At 74.0% G+C, this 15,805-nt stretch carries 10 protein-coding genes and 1 tRNA gene; 2 read left to right on the forward strand and 9 right to left on the reverse strand.

Annotated elements, in window-relative coordinates:
* Positions 1-172: 172 nt before the first annotated feature.
* A tRNA-Cys gene (locus ACZ6ZI_RS04410) sits at positions 173-244 on the forward strand.
* Positions 245-390: 146 nt separating this feature from the next.
* Here the strand turns inward: ACZ6ZI_RS04410 and ACZ6ZI_RS04415 are convergent.
* The 6 genes from ACZ6ZI_RS04415 to ACZ6ZI_RS04440 form a co-directional block, all read right to left on the reverse strand.
* The gene (locus tag ACZ6ZI_RS04415; RefSeq protein ID WP_469515596.1) at positions 391-2,733 is read right to left on the reverse strand and encodes a xanthine dehydrogenase family protein molybdopterin-binding subunit; all 2,343 of its coding nucleotides are present in this window, start codon (positions 2,731-2,733) and stop codon (positions 391-393) included.
* On the reverse strand, positions 2,730-4,997 hold the full coding sequence (locus ACZ6ZI_RS04420; protein ID WP_469515598.1) for a (2Fe-2S)-binding protein: 2,268 nt from the start codon (positions 4,995-4,997) through the stop codon (positions 2,730-2,732). The genes ACZ6ZI_RS04415 and ACZ6ZI_RS04420 overlap by 4 nt, the downstream gene beginning before the upstream one ends.
* The gene (locus tag ACZ6ZI_RS04425) at positions 4,994-5,914 is read right to left on the reverse strand and encodes an FAD binding domain-containing protein (RefSeq protein WP_469515601.1); all 921 of its coding nucleotides are present in this window, start codon (positions 5,912-5,914) and stop codon (positions 4,994-4,996) included. The genes ACZ6ZI_RS04420 and ACZ6ZI_RS04425 overlap by 4 nt, the downstream gene beginning before the upstream one ends.
* 331 nt (positions 5,915-6,245) lie before the next feature.
* Complete coding sequence (locus tag ACZ6ZI_RS04430; RefSeq protein ID WP_469515604.1) at positions 6,246-7,886, reverse strand: beta-N-acetylhexosaminidase; 1,641 nt, start codon at positions 7,884-7,886, stop codon at positions 6,246-6,248.
* Positions 7,887-8,114: 228 nt separating this feature from the next.
* Positions 8,115-8,399, reverse strand: coding sequence for a DUF3039 domain-containing protein (locus ACZ6ZI_RS04435; protein WP_363054525.1), 285 nt, complete (start codon positions 8,397-8,399; stop codon positions 8,115-8,117).
* Positions 8,400-8,427: 28 nt separating this feature from the next.
* Positions 8,428-8,988 carry a YqgE/AlgH family protein gene (locus tag ACZ6ZI_RS04440; protein ID WP_363054527.1) on the reverse strand — a complete coding sequence of 187 codons (561 nt, stop codon included), beginning with the start codon at positions 8,986-8,988 and terminating at the stop codon, positions 8,428-8,430.
* Positions 8,989-9,264: 276 nt separating this feature from the next.
* Between ACZ6ZI_RS04440 and murA the strand changes: the two genes are divergently transcribed.
* Positions 9,265-10,602, forward strand: a complete 1,338-nt coding sequence (murA, locus tag ACZ6ZI_RS04445; protein WP_363054528.1) for a UDP-N-acetylglucosamine 1-carboxyvinyltransferase — start codon at positions 9,265-9,267, stop codon at positions 10,600-10,602.
* 150 nt (positions 10,603-10,752) lie between these two features.
* Here the strand turns inward: murA and ACZ6ZI_RS04450 are convergent, their stop codons facing one another.
* From ACZ6ZI_RS04450 to ACZ6ZI_RS04460, 3 genes are all read right to left on the reverse strand, one after another.
* Positions 10,753-11,034, reverse strand: a complete 282-nt coding sequence (locus ACZ6ZI_RS04450; RefSeq protein WP_007264399.1) for an HU family DNA-binding protein — start codon at positions 11,032-11,034, stop codon at positions 10,753-10,755.
* Between the two features lie 382 nt (positions 11,035-11,416).
* Positions 11,417-12,835 carry an NAD-dependent malic enzyme gene (locus ACZ6ZI_RS04455; RefSeq protein ID WP_469515609.1) on the reverse strand — a complete coding sequence of 473 codons (1,419 nt, stop codon included), beginning with the start codon at positions 12,833-12,835 and terminating at the stop codon, positions 11,417-11,419.
* Between the two features lie 472 nt (positions 12,836-13,307).
* On the reverse strand, positions 13,308-15,614 hold the full coding sequence (locus tag ACZ6ZI_RS04460) for a HelD family protein (RefSeq protein WP_469515613.1): 2,307 nt from the start codon (positions 15,612-15,614) through the stop codon (positions 13,308-13,310).
* Between the last annotated feature and the right edge of the window lie 191 nt (positions 15,615-15,805).

Genomic DNA, 15,805 nt, shown 5'->3' on the forward strand with positions numbered 1-15,805 from the left:
AGCCCGGGATCGACCCTGTCCGTTCGACGGAGATCGAGGGACCGGGGGACCTAGGTCCCCACGCCGAGGACCCTCCACTGTGAACGCGGCGTGGCAGTCGCGTTGCGCCCCGCCCGCCCCCCTTCCCCACCCACCCGGGCCCCCGTACGTTCGTACTCGCACCACCCGCCACGGCCGTGTGCCCGAGTGGTTGAGGGACTCGCCTGCAAAGCGAGTTACGCCGGTTCGATTCCGGTCACGGCCTCTCCTGCCCCTGACCAGGCAGAACGACAGGGCGGCACCCTTCCCGGGGTGCCGCCCTTCTGCGTGCCCGTCTCGGTTGACCGGTACGAGCGCGCCGGCCGACCCGTCGTGCCCGACCCGACCCGCCCGGGCGGGGCCGGGGCGGGGTCAGGCCTGGGGGGTGGGGTGGGGTGGGGCCACGGCGGCCGAGGGGCGGATCGGGATCCGGTTCACCGGGCGGCCCGTGGCGGCGCGGACCGCGGAGGCCACCGCGGCCGGGGTCGTCACGACCGGCACCGCGCTCGCCGCCTTCGCCCCGAACGGGGCCACCACGTCCCGCTCCTCGACGAGCCGCACGATCCGCACCGTCGGGGCGTCCAGCGACGTCGGCAGGGCGTAGCCCGTCAGGTCGGGGTGGCGCACCAGGCCGGCGACCGAGCGGAGGTTCTCCGTGAGGGCCGCGCCGACGCCCTGGGTGACGCCCGCCTCGATGCGGGCCTCCAGCTGCCGGGGGTTGAGGACGCGGCCGACGTCTTGGGCCACGGCCAGCTCCACGACCCGTACCGAGCCCAGTTCGATGTCGACGTCGACGACCGCGCGGATCGCGCAGAAGGCGAGGCCGACGAAGGCGTCGCCCTGGCCGTCCGCGTCCAGCGGCTCCGTCGGGTGGGGGCGGCACTGGGCCGTGGCCCAGAGCTCCTTGCCCTCTATCGCCTCCGCGACGGACATGGAGAAGGCCCCGTCGTAGGAGGTGATGCGGCCGTCCGCGATCTGTAGGAGTTCCGTGGACATGCCGAGTTTGGCGGCCATCGGCGTCAGCAGTTGCGTACGGACCATCTTGGCCGCCCGCTCGACCGCGCCGCCCGACACCCAGGTGTGCCGGCCGTGCGCGGAGGGGCCGGCCGGCGGCTGGTCGGTGTCGACGGGGGCCGTCGCCACCTCGTCCACGCCCAGGACCTCCTGGACGATCTGGCGGGCGAGGGTCGCGAAGCCCTGGCCGGTGTCGACGGCCGCGCAGATGACGGTGGCGGTGCCGCCGACGACCTTCACCGTGGCCGTGGAGACCTCGTCGGCGCCCTCCGCGCCGAGCATGTGGACCATGCCGACGCCGTAGCCGACGCCGCGCCGCACCGCGCCCGGTTCGCCCGCGCCCTCGGGGCCTCCGGGCAGCAGCCACTCCTCCTCCGGGGTGTCCTTGGGCAGGGAGGGCAGCGGGAAGTCCCGGACCGCCTGGAGCAGTTCGGCCACGGGGGCCGGGCAGGTGACGGTCTGGCCGGTGGGCAGCAGGTCGCCGGTGGCGAGGACGTTGCGCAGGCGCAGCTCCGCGCCGTCGATGCCGAGCGCCGCCGCGAGCTTGTCCATCTGGCCCTCGTAGGCCGCGCAGACCTGCATCGCGCCCTCGCCGCGCACGTGCCCCGACGGGGGGTTGTTCGTGCGCACGGCCCAGCCCTCGACGAAGGCGTGGGGGACGACGTACGGGCCGCAGGCGAAGGCGACCGCCGCCGCCAGGGACTCCGCCGAGGAGTCGGCGTAGGCGCCCGCGTCCATCAGGATCTGGGCCTCGACCTTGACGAGGCGGCCCTCCGCGTCCGCGTGGTGGCGGTAGCGCAGCAGGGTGGGGTGGCGGTGGGCGTGGCCGAGGAAGGACTCCTCGCGGGTGGCGGCCAGCTTCACCGGGTGGCCGGTGCGCAGCGCGAGCAGCCCGAGCGGGAGCTGGAAGGCGGCGTCCTCGCGGTCGGCGGTGGCGCCCGGGACGCCGGTGACGACGACGCGCACCCGGTCCGGGTCGAGGCCGAAGCAGGCGGCGGCGAGGTCGCGGTCGGTGTGCGGGTCGGTGGAGGCGGTGTAGATCTCCACGCCGCCGTCGGGTCGCGGTACGGCGAGCCCGGCCTCGGCGCCGATGGGCGCGGGGTCCTGGCGGCCGATGCGGTAGAGGCCCTCGACGACGACCTCGCCGGTCGCCTCGGGGTCTCCGTAGCGCAGCGGGATGTGGCGGATGAGGTTGCCGTCGGGGTGCAGCGGGACCGCGCCGAAGGACTGTTCGGGGTCGGTGACGGCGTCGAGCAGCTCGTACTCGACGGCGATGGCGGCGGCGGCGAGGCGCGCCGTGTCGGGGTGGTCGGCGGCGACGGCGGCGATGGGCTCGCCGTGGTGGCGCACCACGTCGTGGGCGAAGACCGGCCGGTCGGCGATGCGGCGGCCGTGGGTGGTGGCGCCGGGGACGTCGGCGTGGGTGATGACGGCGCGTACGCCGGGCATCTCGGCGGCGGCCGAGGTGTCGACGGAGAGGATGCGGGCGTGGGCGTGCGGGGAGCGCAGCACGGCGGCCCACAGCAGGCCCTCGGCCCACAGGTCGGCGGCGTAGGGGAAGGTGCCCTCGGTCTTGGCGCGGGCGTCGGCCGCCGGTACGGAGGCCCCGATGCCGCGCAGCGGCGGCGGCTGGTCCCCCTCGGGGGCGGCGGCGACCGTGGTGACGCTCGTCGTCGCCGTGGCCGCGTCGTGCCCGCTCACGCCATGCCTCCGTTGTGGTGGATCCCCGTGGTGCCGCCGTCGTGCTCGCCGCCGCCGTCGTGCTCGACGCCCTGCCCGTACGCGGCGCCCGCGCCGTGCTCGACGCCCTGGCCGTACTCGGCGCCCGCGCCGTACTCGACGCCCTGGCCGTGCCCGACGCCCGCGCCGTACTCGGCCGACTGCCCGTACTCGGCCGACTGCCCGTATGCGACGCCCGCGCCGTGGCCGTGGACGCCGCCCTCGCCGGGCGGTGCCTGGTGCGGGATGCGCGGTTCGGCGCCGGTCCCGCCCGCCGCGGCGGCGTCGGCGGCCTGCCGGTCCTGTGCCTGCTGTTCCGCGGCGGCGGCCTGCGCGGCCTCCCGCTCCGCGACGACGTCACGGACGGCTTCCATGACGCCCTTGTAGCCGGAGCAGCGGCAGAGGTTGCCGCACAGCGCCTGGCGGGTCTCCAGGTCGCTGGGGGCGTGGTTGCCCTCCAGCAGGTCGTGGATCGTCATGGCCATGCCGGGCACGCAGAATCCGCACTGCACCGCGCCCGACCTGCACAACGCCTGCTGCACGTCCGACAGTTCCCCGTCGGTCGCGAGCCCCTCGACGGTGCGCACCTCGCTGCCCGCCGCCGTGGCCGCCGGGACCAGGCAGGAGGCGACGAGCCGGCCGTCGACCTGTACGGCGCAGGCGCCGCACTCCCCCTGGGAGCAGCCGTCCTTGGCGCCGGCGAGGCCGAGGCGCTCGCGCAGCACGTACAGCAGGGACTCGCCGATCCAGGCGCCGGTGACGGGCCGGTCGGCGCCGTTGACGCGCAGGACGTAGGAGGCCGCCGGGTGTTCGTGCTGGGCGACGGCGGGGGCGCCCTCGTCCAGGTCCTCGTACGTCGCCCCCCGGCCCGGGGTCCCTTCGGCGTCGCCCTCGTGCGGCACGGTCACCGCGAGGTCGGGGGCCTCCGCGTCCGGCGCCTGCGCGACCGGCGCCTCCTCGGGCACCGACGGCCCCGCCGGCGGGTCGGTCGGCGCGGCCGGGGCCGGCTCGACCGGCGCGGCCTCGGCCGCCTCGGCCGCCTCCGCGAAGGACTGCCCCTGCCCGAGGGTGTGGCCCGGCCCCTCCCCGGGGCCGTACCCCGGCTCGCGGTCCGGTTCCGCCCCCGGTCCGGGGTCGTGGGCGTGCCCGGCGGCTTCGCCCGCGTCCACCGGGCGCGGGCGCTCGCCCTCGACCGGCGTGTCCGCCGGGCCGTGGGCGGCTTCGATGTCCGGGGCCGCGTGCGGGACCGCCTCCGGCTCCGGGCCGGTCGTCCCCGCGTGGCCCTCCGGCAGCGGGGTGCCCACGCCGGGACCGCCGAGCACCCTGGGGCCGCGCACGGGCGCGGCCTCGCCGGGCAGCACTCCGGAGGTCATCAGCGTCTCGGAGCCGGTCCACGGCGCGGCGTCGCCGACCGGCGGGGCCGTCGCGTCCGGGCCGTGGCCCCAGAGGTCGGCCCGCTCCCCGGCCGACGGATCGGCCGGGGCGGGGGCGTACGCCCGGTCCGCCGGAGCGCCGGGGTGGCCGCCGTAGGGCGCGTACGCCTCGGCGGGCGGGAAGCCCGCGGCGTCCGTCGGCAACGTCCACTGCCCGGTCGCGCCGTGCCCCTCGACGTGCCCGGTGTACCCGGCGTGCGCGGTGTGCTCGACGTGCTCCGCGTGCGCGGTGTGGTCGACGTGCTCGGTGTGCTCGACGTGCTCCGCGTGCGCGGTGTGGTCGACGTGCTCGGTGTGCTCGACGTGCTCCGCGTGCTGGACCGCCTCGGGGAAGTGCCACTCGGCCGTCGCGCTCGGGTCCGGGTCGACCGCGGGAGCGGGAGCCGGAACGGCGGCGTTCGCGTAGGGATCACGGTCCTGCTCCGGGGCCGTCTCGCGACCCCGGTCGGCGAAGACCGCGGCCACCGAGGCCGGCAGCGGGATGGACGCCGGGATCGGGGTGCGGGCCGGCGCGGCCGGGGCCGCCGGGGCGGACGCCCCGCCCGCCTCGGGCCACTGCACGGGCATCGTCCAGGTACCGGTGGCGGTGGGGTCCGCGCTGCCGGAACCGAGCGGCACGATCATCGGTGGCGGCGCGTACCCGTGTCCGGGCGCGGCCAGCGGCTCCCCGGTGTCGAGCGCGTCCAGCATCTCCTGCGGCAGCTTCACGAAGGCCGTGGCCTCGTTGTCGTACTCGCCCCCGTGCGGGACCGGCTCCCAGCCCCAGCCGGCGCCGTCGCCCGTCGTTCCGCTCACGTTCTCGTTCCCGCTCATGAGGTCAGTGCCCTCCCCAGGGCCCTGCGCGCCAGCACGGCCACCGTCCGCCGCAGATGCAGTACACCGGAGGAGACGGGTTCCCCCTGGTCGGGCACGCAGGCCGCGGCGACGTACTCGCCGAAGGCCTCCAGCGCCTCGGGGGCCAGCGTCCGCTCCCCGTCCCAGTCGATCAGCGAGGCCACCCACTGCTCGGCCTCCAACGGGCGCAGCGGCATCGGGGCCACCGCGCCGATCGCGCACCGCACGCCCCGGCGCGCGGGGTCCAGCACGAGGCCCACGGACGCCACCGCGCGCCCCGGCCCCGTACGCCCGGTCGCCTTCAGGAAGACCTGCGGCGCGTGCAACAGGGGCACCCGTACGAAGCCGATGAGTTCGCCGCCGCGGAGCATCTCGCGGCCGGCCAGCAGGTGGGAGACGGGGATCTCGCGGCGCGCGCCGCCGGGGCCGACGATGACCAGGACCGCTTCGAGCGCGGCCAGCACGGGCAGCGCGTCACCGGTCGGGGCGGCCGTGGCGATGTTCCCGCCGAGGGTGCCGGCGTTGCGGATCTGCGGCGGGCCCGCGGCGCGCGCGGCGGCGGCCAGCGCCGGGATCAGGGCGGCGAAGTCGGGCCGTCCCATCCGGGCGTGGGTCAGGCCCGCGCCGAGGAGCGCGTGCCCGTCCTGGTACTGCCAGCCGCGGATCTCGCTGATCCGGCCGAGACCGACCAGCGCGGCGGGCCGCAACAGGCCCGCGTTGACGGCCGCCATGAGGTCGGTTCCGCCGGCCACGGGCACGGCGGCGGGCATGGCGGCGAGCGCCGCCACGGCCTCGTCGAGCGTGGTCGGAAGCGTCACGGCCTGCGCCGCCCGGTCCGCGTGCGGTGTGTGCGGCCCCTGAGCTGAATGCGGTGCGTGCGGTGCGTGCGTGGTCAACCCGGCTGCCCCTTCCCGATGTCCCGGTCCCGGCGCTCACGCCTGTCCGCCGTACGGTACGTGCTCACCGCCGGGACGTGGCAACTCTGGCACATCTTCGGGGCCGGCCGGCGCGAGGGTCTCCCCCGCGGCGCGCGCCGGCCCGCACGGCCGCCCGGCGCGCGCACCCGCCCCGCGACGCCGTGCGCGGGCCCCTTCCCGGGCCGCGCCGCGCTTCCACCCGAACGCCCGTTTTCCCCCGGATACGCCTCATTCGAGCGAGAGTTCCAAAGGTTTCCGAAGAGTTCCGCTTGTGGTCACGCGGGCGGGAAGGAGCCCCCGCGCCCCCGCGTCACACGATCGGAGGGACCCCTTCGAGCGGGCGGCCCGACACCCCCGGCCGGCGCTGCCACGGCAAGGGACCGGCCGCCGGCCGGTAGTCGACCCCGAGCGCGTCCAGGCGCGCGTAGTGCGAGGTCATCCGCGCCTCGAAGGCCGCGTAGTCGCGGGATTCCGGTTCGGGCAGGGGCGACCACACCACCTCGGCGAAGGCCGCGAGGCGGGGGAACGCCTGGTAGTCGACGCGGCCCTGGTTCTCCATCACCTCGGTCCACACGTTGGCCTGCGCGCCCAGCACGCGTTCGGCGGCCTCCGGCGACAGCTTGGGCGGCACGGGCTCGAAGCGGTAGACGTCCTCCAGGGTCCGCACGTACCCGATGGGCATCGGCTCGTCGGGGCCCCCCGCCTGACGGTGGTCCAGGTACACCTGCTGCTCGGGGCACATCACCACGTCGTGTCCGGCCTCGGCGGCGGCGATCCCGCCCGCGTACCCGCGCCAGGAGGAGACGGCCGCGCCGTCGGCGAGTCCGCCCTCCAGGATCTCGTCCCAGCCGATGAGCCGCCGGCCCCGCTCGGCGAGCCAGTGGTCGAAGTGCCGGATGAACCAGGACTGGAGGCCGTCCTCCCCGTCCACGCCCAGTTCGGCGATCCGGCGGCGGGCCGTCGGGGAGGCGCGCCACTGCTCCTTGGGGCATTCGTCGCCGCCGACGTGCACGAACGGGGCCACCTCGACGGGGAAGAGCTCCAGCAGCTCCTCGAAGACCCCCTCGTAGAAGCGCAGTACGGTCTCGGTCGGGGCGAGGACGTTCTCGCTGACGCCCCAGTCGTCCCACACGCCCAGCGCCGCGGTGTCGACGACGTCGGCGTTGCCCAGTTCCGGGTAGGCGGCGATGGCGGCCTGGGAGTGGCCCGGGATGTCGATCTCGGGGACGAGGCGGACGTGCCGCTCGGCGGCGTAGGCGACGATCTCGCGGATGTCGTCCTGGGTGTAGAAGCCTCCGTGCGGGGTCTCGTTCCACAGCGGGGAGGCGCGGTGCCCCCACCGGCTGCGGGGCCGCCAGGCGCCGACCTCGGTGAGGCGGGGGTGGCGCCGGATCTCGACCCGCCATCCCTGGTCGTCCGTCAGGTGCAGGTGGAGGACGTTCAGCTTGTGCGCGGCCAGCAGGTCGATCTGGCGCAGCACCCCGTCCTTGGGCGTGAAGTGCCGGGCGACGTCGAGCATCATGCCGCGCCAGCCGAAGCGCGGCGCGTCCTCGATCCGCGCGTACGGCAGGCTCCAGGCCGCCCGGCCCGCCAGCGGCGCCCTGCGGTGGGCCTCGGGCCCCAGCAGCTGACGCAGCGTCCGCGTGGCCCAGAACAGGCCTGCGGGGTCCGCCCCCACCAAGTCGACCCCGTCCGCGCCGACCTCGATCCGGTACGCCTCCGGCCCGGGCGCCGCGAGCCCGTCGGGGTCGAGCGCCAGCCGTACGTCGCCCCGCTCGCCGGCGGCGGCGTCCGGCAGGTCCCAGCCGGTGGCCGCCCCGAGTTCGCGGCGCAGCAGGCGGGCGACGTCCTCGGCGCCGGGCCCGACGGCCAGGGTCGGCCGGGTCCCGAAGACGTGGCGGCGGCCCTCCCCGTCCGGTACGACGAGGCGGGGCAGGGGGATCAGGTCCATGCGGCAACCCTTCGCGGAAGCGAGCGCGTTGCGCCCTGCGCAACGCTCGTTCCGCAGGGCGCTCGTCCTCGCCGACCCTAGCCCGCCACCGGGACACGACAAAGGCCCCCGGACGCGATCTCGCGCATCCGGGGGCCTTCGCCGACGGTTTCGGGACTTCCCTACTCGCCGTTCGGGACTTCCCGCCTCGTTCCTCGGGACGTCCCTCCCGGCCCTTTCGGGGCCCGCCTACTTGTCCTTGCCGCCCTTGTCCTTGTCGCCACCGGCGCCCATGGAGTCGTAGATCTCCTTGCACATGGGGCAGACGGGGTACTTCTTCGGGTCGCGGCCCGGAACCCACACCTTGCCGCAGAGCGCGACGACGGGGGTGCCCCCGAGCGCGCTCTCCATGATCTTGTCCTTCTGGACGTAGTGGGCGAAGCGCTCGTGGTCGCCGTCGCCGTGGGACACCTGCGGCGTCGGCTCTACGAGGGTCCCCGTACCAGTCCCGCGCTCGGGCTCAAGAGTGCTCATGAATCCAGGGTACTGAACGCCGACCGGGTCAGTTCAGCGACGGGTCGTCCAGATAGGTGGCGACCATCGCGAGGTCGCTGCGCTGACGCCGCAGCACCGCCCGCCACAGCCGTTCGGGGTCCGGGAAGGAGACGTCACCCGGCTCGGAGTCCACCACGTACCAGGCCCCCTCGCCCAGCTCCGACTCCAGCTGCCCCGGGCCCCACCCGGAGTAGCCCGCGAAGATGCGCAGCCCGCCGAGGGCCGCGGCCAGCAGTTCGGGAGGCGCCTCCAGGTCGACCAGGCCGATCGCCCCGTGCACCCGGCGCCAGCCGAGCGGCCCCTCCTCGCCCGGGATCACCGCGACCCCCAGGGCCGAGTCCAGGGCCACCGGACCTCCCTGGAAGACCACCCCCGGATCGCCGGCCAACGGCGCCCACGGCAGCAGGATGTCGCGCACGTCCACGGGGGTGGGCCGGTTGAGGACCACGCCGAGGGAGCCCTGCTCGTCGTGGTCGAGCAGCAGCACCACCGCGCGGTCGAAGTTCGGATCCGCGAGGGCGGGGGTGGCCACGAGCAGCCGCCCTGTGAGGGAGGACACCTCGGTCATGCGGACATGATCTCGCACAATCGTGCTCCGGGGGGAGCCGGCGGCCGGATTCGATCACGCGCAGCTCAGGGCGCACGGCGGCAAGGAGGAGCGCGCACCCCCAGCGCACCCCCCGAACCCTTCCGGAAGTCGACGCTCCGCTACCTGGCGCACACGCTGGGTGCTGTACCGAATTCATGACAGTCCTACGGCCACGTCACCCATACAAACAAGGGGGTGGTGGCGCTTACCCTTTTCCCTGCACCCCTGCCCATCCCTCTCCGGAACGCGAGATCCATGACCGGCAACGATGTCCTGCTTGTCCACGGCGGTACCCCGCTCGAGGGCGAGATCCGTGTCCGCGGCGCGAAGAACCTCGTGCCGAAGGCCATGGTCGCCGCGCTGCTCGGCAGCGGCCCCAGTCGGCTGCGCAACGTCCCCGACATCCGCGACGTACGCGTCGTGCGCGGGCTGCTCCAGCTGCACGGCGTGACGGTGCGCCCCGGCGAGGAGCCGGGCGAGCTGGTGCTCGACCCGACCCACGTCGAGAGCGCGAACGTCGCCGACATCGACGCGCACGCGGGTTCCTCCCGGATCCCGATCCTCTTCTGCGGCCCGCTGCTGCACCGCCTCGGCCACGCCTTCATCCCGGGCCTGGGCGGCTGCGACATCGGCGGCCGGCCGATCGACTTCCACTTCGACGTGCTCCGCCAGTTCGGCGCGACCATCGAGAAGCGCGAGGGCGGCCAGTACCTGGAGGCCCCGCAGCGCCTTCGCGGATGCAAGATCCGCCTGCCCTACCCGTCGGTCGGCTCGACCGAGCAGGTCCTGCTGACGGCCGTCCTGGCCGAGGGCGTGACCGAGCTCAGCAACGCCGCCGTGGAGCCCGAGATCGAGGACCTCATCTGCGTGCTGCAGAAGATGGGCGCGATCATCTCCATGGACACCGACCGCACCATCCGCATCACCGGTGTCGACCAGCTCGGCGGCTACAACCACAAGGCGCTCCCGGACCGCCTGGAGGCCGCCTCGTGGGCCTCCGCGGCCCTGGCGACCGGCGGCAACATCTACGTCCGCGGGGCGCAGCAGCGCTCGATGATGACCTTCCTGAACACGTACCGGAAGGTCGGTGGCGCGTTCGAGATCGACGACGAGGGCATCCGCTTCTGGCACCCGGGCGGTCCGCTCAACGCCATCGCGCTGGAGACGGACGTGCACCCCGGCTTCCAGACCGACTGGCAGCAGCCGCTGGTCGTCGCCCTCACCCAGGCCTCGGGCCTGTCGATCGTCCACGAGACGGTCTACGAGTCCCGCCTCGGCTTCACCTCGGCGCTCAACCAGATGGGCGCGCACATCCAGCTGTACCGCGAGTGCCTGGGCGGCAGCGCCTGCCGCTTCGGCCAGCGCAACTTCCTGCACTCGGCGGTCGTCTCCGGCCCCACCAAGCTGCAGGGCGCCGACCTGGTCATCCCCGACCTGCGCGGCGGGTTCTCGTACCTGATCGCGGCGCTGGCGGCCGAGGGCACCTCGCGCGTCCACGGCATCGACCTGATCAACCGCGGCTACGAGAACTTCATGGAGAAGCTCGTCGAGCTCGGCGCCAAGGTGGAGCTGCCGAACGGCGACCTCGTCTGATCGGCTCACAGCCCCTCCCGGGGCCCCACGGGGCTCCGGGAAGGCCGAAGGGCGGCCACCCCACGGGGGTGGCCGCCCTTCGGCTTTTCCTGCGTTCTACGTACCACTGCCGTCCCGAGGGCCGGTGCGGCCCTCGGCACAAGGGCGGTGTTACTTGCCCTTGGCGGCTTCCTTGAGCTTGGAGCCCGCGGAGACCTTCACGCTGTAGCCGGCCGGGATCTGGATGGGGTCGCCGGTCTGCGGGTTGCGCGCGGTGCGAGCGGCACGGTGGGTGCGCTCGAAGGTCAGGAAGCCGGGGATGGTGACCTTCTCGTCGCCCTTGGCGACGATCTCGCCGACGGTCTCGGCGAGCGCGGCCAGAACGGCGTCGGCGTCCTTGCGGGTCACCTCGGCGCGCTCGGACAGAGCGGCCACCAGCTCACTGCGGTTCATGTTGTACTCCCGTGTTCAACTTGCCTTAGAGGCGTGAGATCGAAGCCGATGCTGCCAGGGCCCTCGGACAGTCCCCGGACCCGGGTCTGAACGTCAGACCCTCTCGCCCGGTTACGCATCCTGCCCCCACCAGCGGCGGGAAAGCCAATCCGGCACCCGCCAGGGTCACACGAAAAGCGCCACAGTCACGCCGCGGTGACGCTCCGTCCACACCCGGGGCTCCGGCCGGACACCCGGTGGATGCGGACCGCGGGCCACGCGGGCATCCCCGCAACCCTAGGGCCGCCCGGGCGGACCCGCATCCCGCGACGCGCCGGGATCGAGGGTGGGGACGGTCACAGCGCCGGCCGGGAACCGGCGGGCACCGTGACCGTTCGGCCGGCTATCCGGCGGTGGGCGCGGAGGCGGTGGCGGCCTTGCGGACGGCACCGGCCACGGCGCCCGCGACCTTGTCGTTGAAGACGGACGGGATGATGTAGTTCGCGTTCAGCTCGTCCTCGCCGACGACGTCGGCGAGGGCGGTCGCGGCGGCCAGCATCATGCCGGTGTTCACGGTCCGGGACTGGGCGTCCAGCAGGCCGCGGAAGACGCCGGGGAAGACCAGCACGTTGTTGATCTGGTTCGGGAAGTCCGAGCGGCCGGTGGCCACGACGGCGGCGGTCTGGCGGGCGATCGCCGGGTCCACCTCCGGGTCCGGGTTCGCGAGCGCGAACACGATGGCGCCCTCGGCCATGGCGGCGACGTCCTCGCCGGAGAGCACGTTCGGGGCCGAGACTCCGATGAAGACGTCGGCGCCGACGACGGCCTCCTTGAGGGTGCCGGTGTAGCCCTCGGGGTTGGTGTTGTCGGCGATCCACCGCAGCGGGGAGTCGGGGGCCGCGTCGACGAGGTCGGGGCGGTCCGCGTGCACGACGCCGTGGATGTCGGCGCTGACGGCGTTCTTCACGCCCGCCGCGAGGAGCAGCTTGAGGATGGCCGTACCGGCCGCGCCGGCGCCCGACATGACGACCTTGACGTCGCCAACGGCCTTGCCCACCACGCGCAGTGCGTTGGTCAGCGCGGCCAGGACGACGATCGCGGTGCCGTGCTGGTCGTCGTGGAAGACGGGGATGTCGAGGGCCTCGCGCAGCCGCGCCTCGATCTCGAAGCAGCGCGGCGCGGAGATGTCCTCCAGGTTGATGCCGGCGAAGCCCGGGGCGATGGCCTTGACGATGGCGACGATCTCGTCGCTGTCCTGGGTGTCCAGGCAGATCGGCCAGGCGTCGATGCCGGCGAAGCGCTTGAAGAGGGCCGCCTTGCCCTCCATGACGGGCAGCGCGGCCATCGGGCCGATGTTGCCGAGGCCCAGCACGGCCGAGCCGTCGGTCACGACTGCGACGGAGTTGCGCTTGATGGTGAGGCGCCGGGCGTCCTCGGGGTTCTCGGCGATCGCGGTGCACACGCGGGCCACGCCCGGGGTGTAGATCATCGAGAGGTCGTCGCGGTTGCGGATGGGGTGCTTGGACGACATCTCGATCTTGCCGCCGAGGTGCATCAGGAAGGTTCGGTCGGAGACCTTGCCCAGGCTGACGCCCTCGATGCCGCGCAGCTTCTCGACGATCTCGTCGGCGTGCGCGGTGGAGGTCGCGGCGATGGTGACGTCGATCCGGAGCTTCTCGTGGCCGGACGCGGTCACGTCGAGACCCGTGACCGATCCCCCCGAGGACTCCACGGCGGTGGTGAGCTGGGAGACCGCGGTTCCGCTCGCGGGCACTTCCAGGCGGACCGTCATCGAATACGAGACGCTGGGCGCCGTTGCCATGGCCGTGTTCCTCTTCTGTCCCTGTTTATCGCTGTACGCGGGGGCCCGCACACGGCAGGTGTGACAGGTCCCGTTGTCCGATCGTCCCACCTACCAGCCAGTACGAGGTAACCAGCTACAAATTTCGGAAGAACTCTTCCACCATACGAGATACCGGGAGCGCGCGGAATCGTGGTTTAACACAAAACAGGTCCGCGCCCCCCACGAGTGGAGGGCGCGGACCTGGTGTTCCGACTAAGACACCGACCCGCCATGCTCGCCTCGCGGCAAGTGGTCGCTCTAGGCGACGAAGGTTGGGCCCGGGGGCTTGGATCGAGCCGGTGTCGTACCCAGGCTAACAAAGGATCGCCGAATACGGTCCCCCCTCCCGCGAGTCGGACACACCCCTCACGCGCCTGGCCGCAGGCCATCCGGCCCCACCCCCGACCCCCGCCGGGGCGGCGCGGCCCCGGCGGAGCCGCCCCGTACCCGCTCAGGGGCGCAACAGCTCCGGAACCCCGTCGGCGCCCGGGCCGTCACCCTCCGCCGAAACCACCGTCAGCTGCTGCGTCGCGCGCGTCAGCGCCACGTAGAGCACCCGCAGGCCCGCCGGGGACTCCTGCGCGATCTCCGCCGGGGAGACCACCACCGTGGCGTCGTACTCCAGCCCCTTGGCCTCCAGACTGCCCAGGGCCACCGCACGCCCACCCAGGTCCGCCAGCCACCCCGCCGCCTCGGCACGCCGCTCCATCGCCACGACCACACCGACCGTGCCGTCCACCTGCTCCAACAGCCGTACGGTCTCCTCCCGCACCGCCGCGCCCAGATCACCGGAGGCCACCGCGAAACGCGGCTCCAGCCCCGTGGAACGCACCGCCGTCGGCGGCTCCATGCCCGGCATGGCCCGCTCCAGGACCCGCGCGGCCACCTCGGCGACCTCCGCCGGGTTGCGGTAGTTCACGGTCAGCGTGAACCGCCGGCGCGGCCGGCTGCCCAACGCCTCGTCACGGGCGGCGGCGGCCTCCTCCGGATCCGTCCAGGAGGACTGCGCCGGGTCGCCGACCACCGTCCAGGTGCCCGTACGACCGCGCCGCCCCACCATCCGCCACTGCATCGGCGTCAGGTCCTGCGCCTCGTCGACGATCACGTGCGCGTACTCGGTGCGCTCGGCGGCGATCCGCTCCGCCCGCTCCCATTGGGTCTCCTCGCGGGTCGGCATCAGCTCCTCCAACCCGCTGAGCTGGTCGAGCGGATCCATCTCCCGCTTGCGCTTGGGCCGCGCCGGCGCGCCGAGCAGCTGCTGGAGCTCGTCCAGCAGGGCCACGTCGTGCACCGACAGCGGCCCCTTGCCGTCCGGACCGAGCCGGCGCAGCGAACGGGCCAGCCGGCGGGCCTCGCGCGGGTTCAGGTCCCGGCGCGACCAGCGCCCCAGGCGCCGCTCGTCGGCCATCGCCGCGAGCACCCGGCGCGGGGTCAGCTCCGGCCACCACGCGTCGAGGAAGCCGAGGAAGGCGTCCTCGGTGGAGATGTCCTCGTCGAAGGCCGACCGCAGCTCGGCGGCCAGCTCCGGGTCGGAGTGGCGACCCGACGCGCCGGTCTTCGCGTAGAGCGCGTCCAGGAGCAGCCTGCGGGCACGCGGCCGGAGCAGGTTCACCGGCGCCGTGCCGCCCAGCACCGTCTGCCGGATGCGGTTCAGCTCGGGCGCCTCCAGCTCCTGGCGGCGCCCGAAGGCCACCACGCGCAGCCGCTCGGGCGCCTCCCCCAGCTCCAACGCCCCTCGAACCGCCTTCCGCAGCACCTTGAGCATGCGGGAGGAGCCCTTGATCCGGGCCACGTCCGGTTCGTCGTACGTGCTCGCCTCGGCCCCGTCGACCAGCGAACCGAGCGCCCGGATGGCGACCTGCCCCTCCTCGCCGAGCGAGGGCAGCACCCCCTCCGTGTAGGCGACGAGCAGCGGCGTCGGGGAGACGATCAGGATCCCGCCCGAGTAACGACGACGGTCCTGGTACAGCAGGTACGCCGCCCGGTGCAGGGCCACGGCCGTCTTCCCCGTACCCGGCCCGCCGGCCACCTCGGCCACGGACGCGGCGGGCGCCCGGATCACGAGGTCCTGCTCGGCCTGGATGGAGGAGACGATGTCCCGCATGGAGTGCGTACGGGCCCGCCCCAGGGCGGCCATCAGCGCCCCGTCACCGATGGCGGGCAGCTCACGCCCGTCGAGGAACGCGGTCACCTCGGGACGCATCAGGTCGTCCTCGACGCCGAGCACCTTGCGCCCCTTGGAGCGGATCACGCGACGACGCACGACGCGGCCGGGATCCTTGGGCGTGGACCGGTAGAACGGCGCGGCGGCCGGCGCCCGCCAGTCGATGACCAGCGGCGTGTAGTCGCTGTCGAGCACCCCGATGCGCCCGATGTGGAGCGTCTCGGCGATGTCGGCGGTGAGATCGGCGCGCAGCGCGTCGTCGGCGGGCTCGACGGACGTGTACGCCCCGTCCGGGCCCCGCTCCCCGTCCTTGCCCAACACCAGGTCGATCCGTCCGAAGAGGAAGTCCTCGAACTCGTTGTTGAGCCGGTTGAGGTGGATCCCGGCACGGAACACCTGCGCGTCACGCTCGGCGAGCGCGCCGGGCGTGCCGACCTGGCCGCGCTGGGCGGCGTCGTTCATGAGGAACTCGGCCTCGTGGATCTTCTCCTCAAGGCGTCGGTACACCTGATCGAGATGCGTCTGCTCGACCGCGATCTCCCGATCGCGGACGGAATCCGCCGTGCTGTCGACAGCGGCATTCTGCGCGGCCACCAAGGCCCCCTTCTGACGTGCATGGGCGACCGTCAACCGTACGCGAATCCGCCCCCGCTCCGCACGCCGGTTCCGCGCGCCGGACGACCCACCCGCACGAAAAGTCGACATCCGGGCACCCGCGGGCTGTCCGACCCCTACCGGACGACGGGCCCCGCCCCGGCGCGCCAGTCGTCCAGGCGTTTGCGAAT

It is taken from the genome of Streptomyces sp. NPDC103540 (assembly GCF_055584445.1).

Excerpts from the sequence above, each read along its gene's own strand:
- ACZ6ZI_RS04435 (WP_363054525.1), bottom strand. The coding sequence starts at position 8,399 with ATGAGCACTCTTGAGCCCGAGCGCGGGACTGGTACGGGGACCCTCGTA.
- ACZ6ZI_RS04420 (WP_469515598.1), bottom strand. The coding sequence starts at position 4,997 with ATGAGCGGGAACGAGAACGTGAGCGGAACGACGGGCGACGGCGCCGGC.
- ACZ6ZI_RS04455 (WP_469515609.1), bottom strand. The coding sequence starts at position 12,835 with ATGGCAACGGCGCCCAGCGTCTCGTATTCGATGACGGTCCGCCTGGAA.
- murA (WP_363054528.1), top strand. The coding sequence starts at position 9,265 with ATGACCGGCAACGATGTCCTGCTTGTCCACGGCGGTACCCCGCTCGAG.
- ACZ6ZI_RS04450 (WP_007264399.1), bottom strand. The coding sequence starts at position 11,034 with ATGAACCGCAGTGAGCTGGTGGCCGCTCTGTCCGAGCGCGCCGAGGTG.
- ACZ6ZI_RS04430 (WP_469515604.1), bottom strand. The coding sequence starts at position 7,886 with ATGGACCTGATCCCCCTGCCCCGCCTCGTCGTACCGGACGGGGAGGGC.
- ACZ6ZI_RS04440 (WP_363054527.1), bottom strand. The coding sequence starts at position 8,988 with ATGACCGAGGTGTCCTCCCTCACAGGGCGGCTGCTCGTGGCCACCCCC.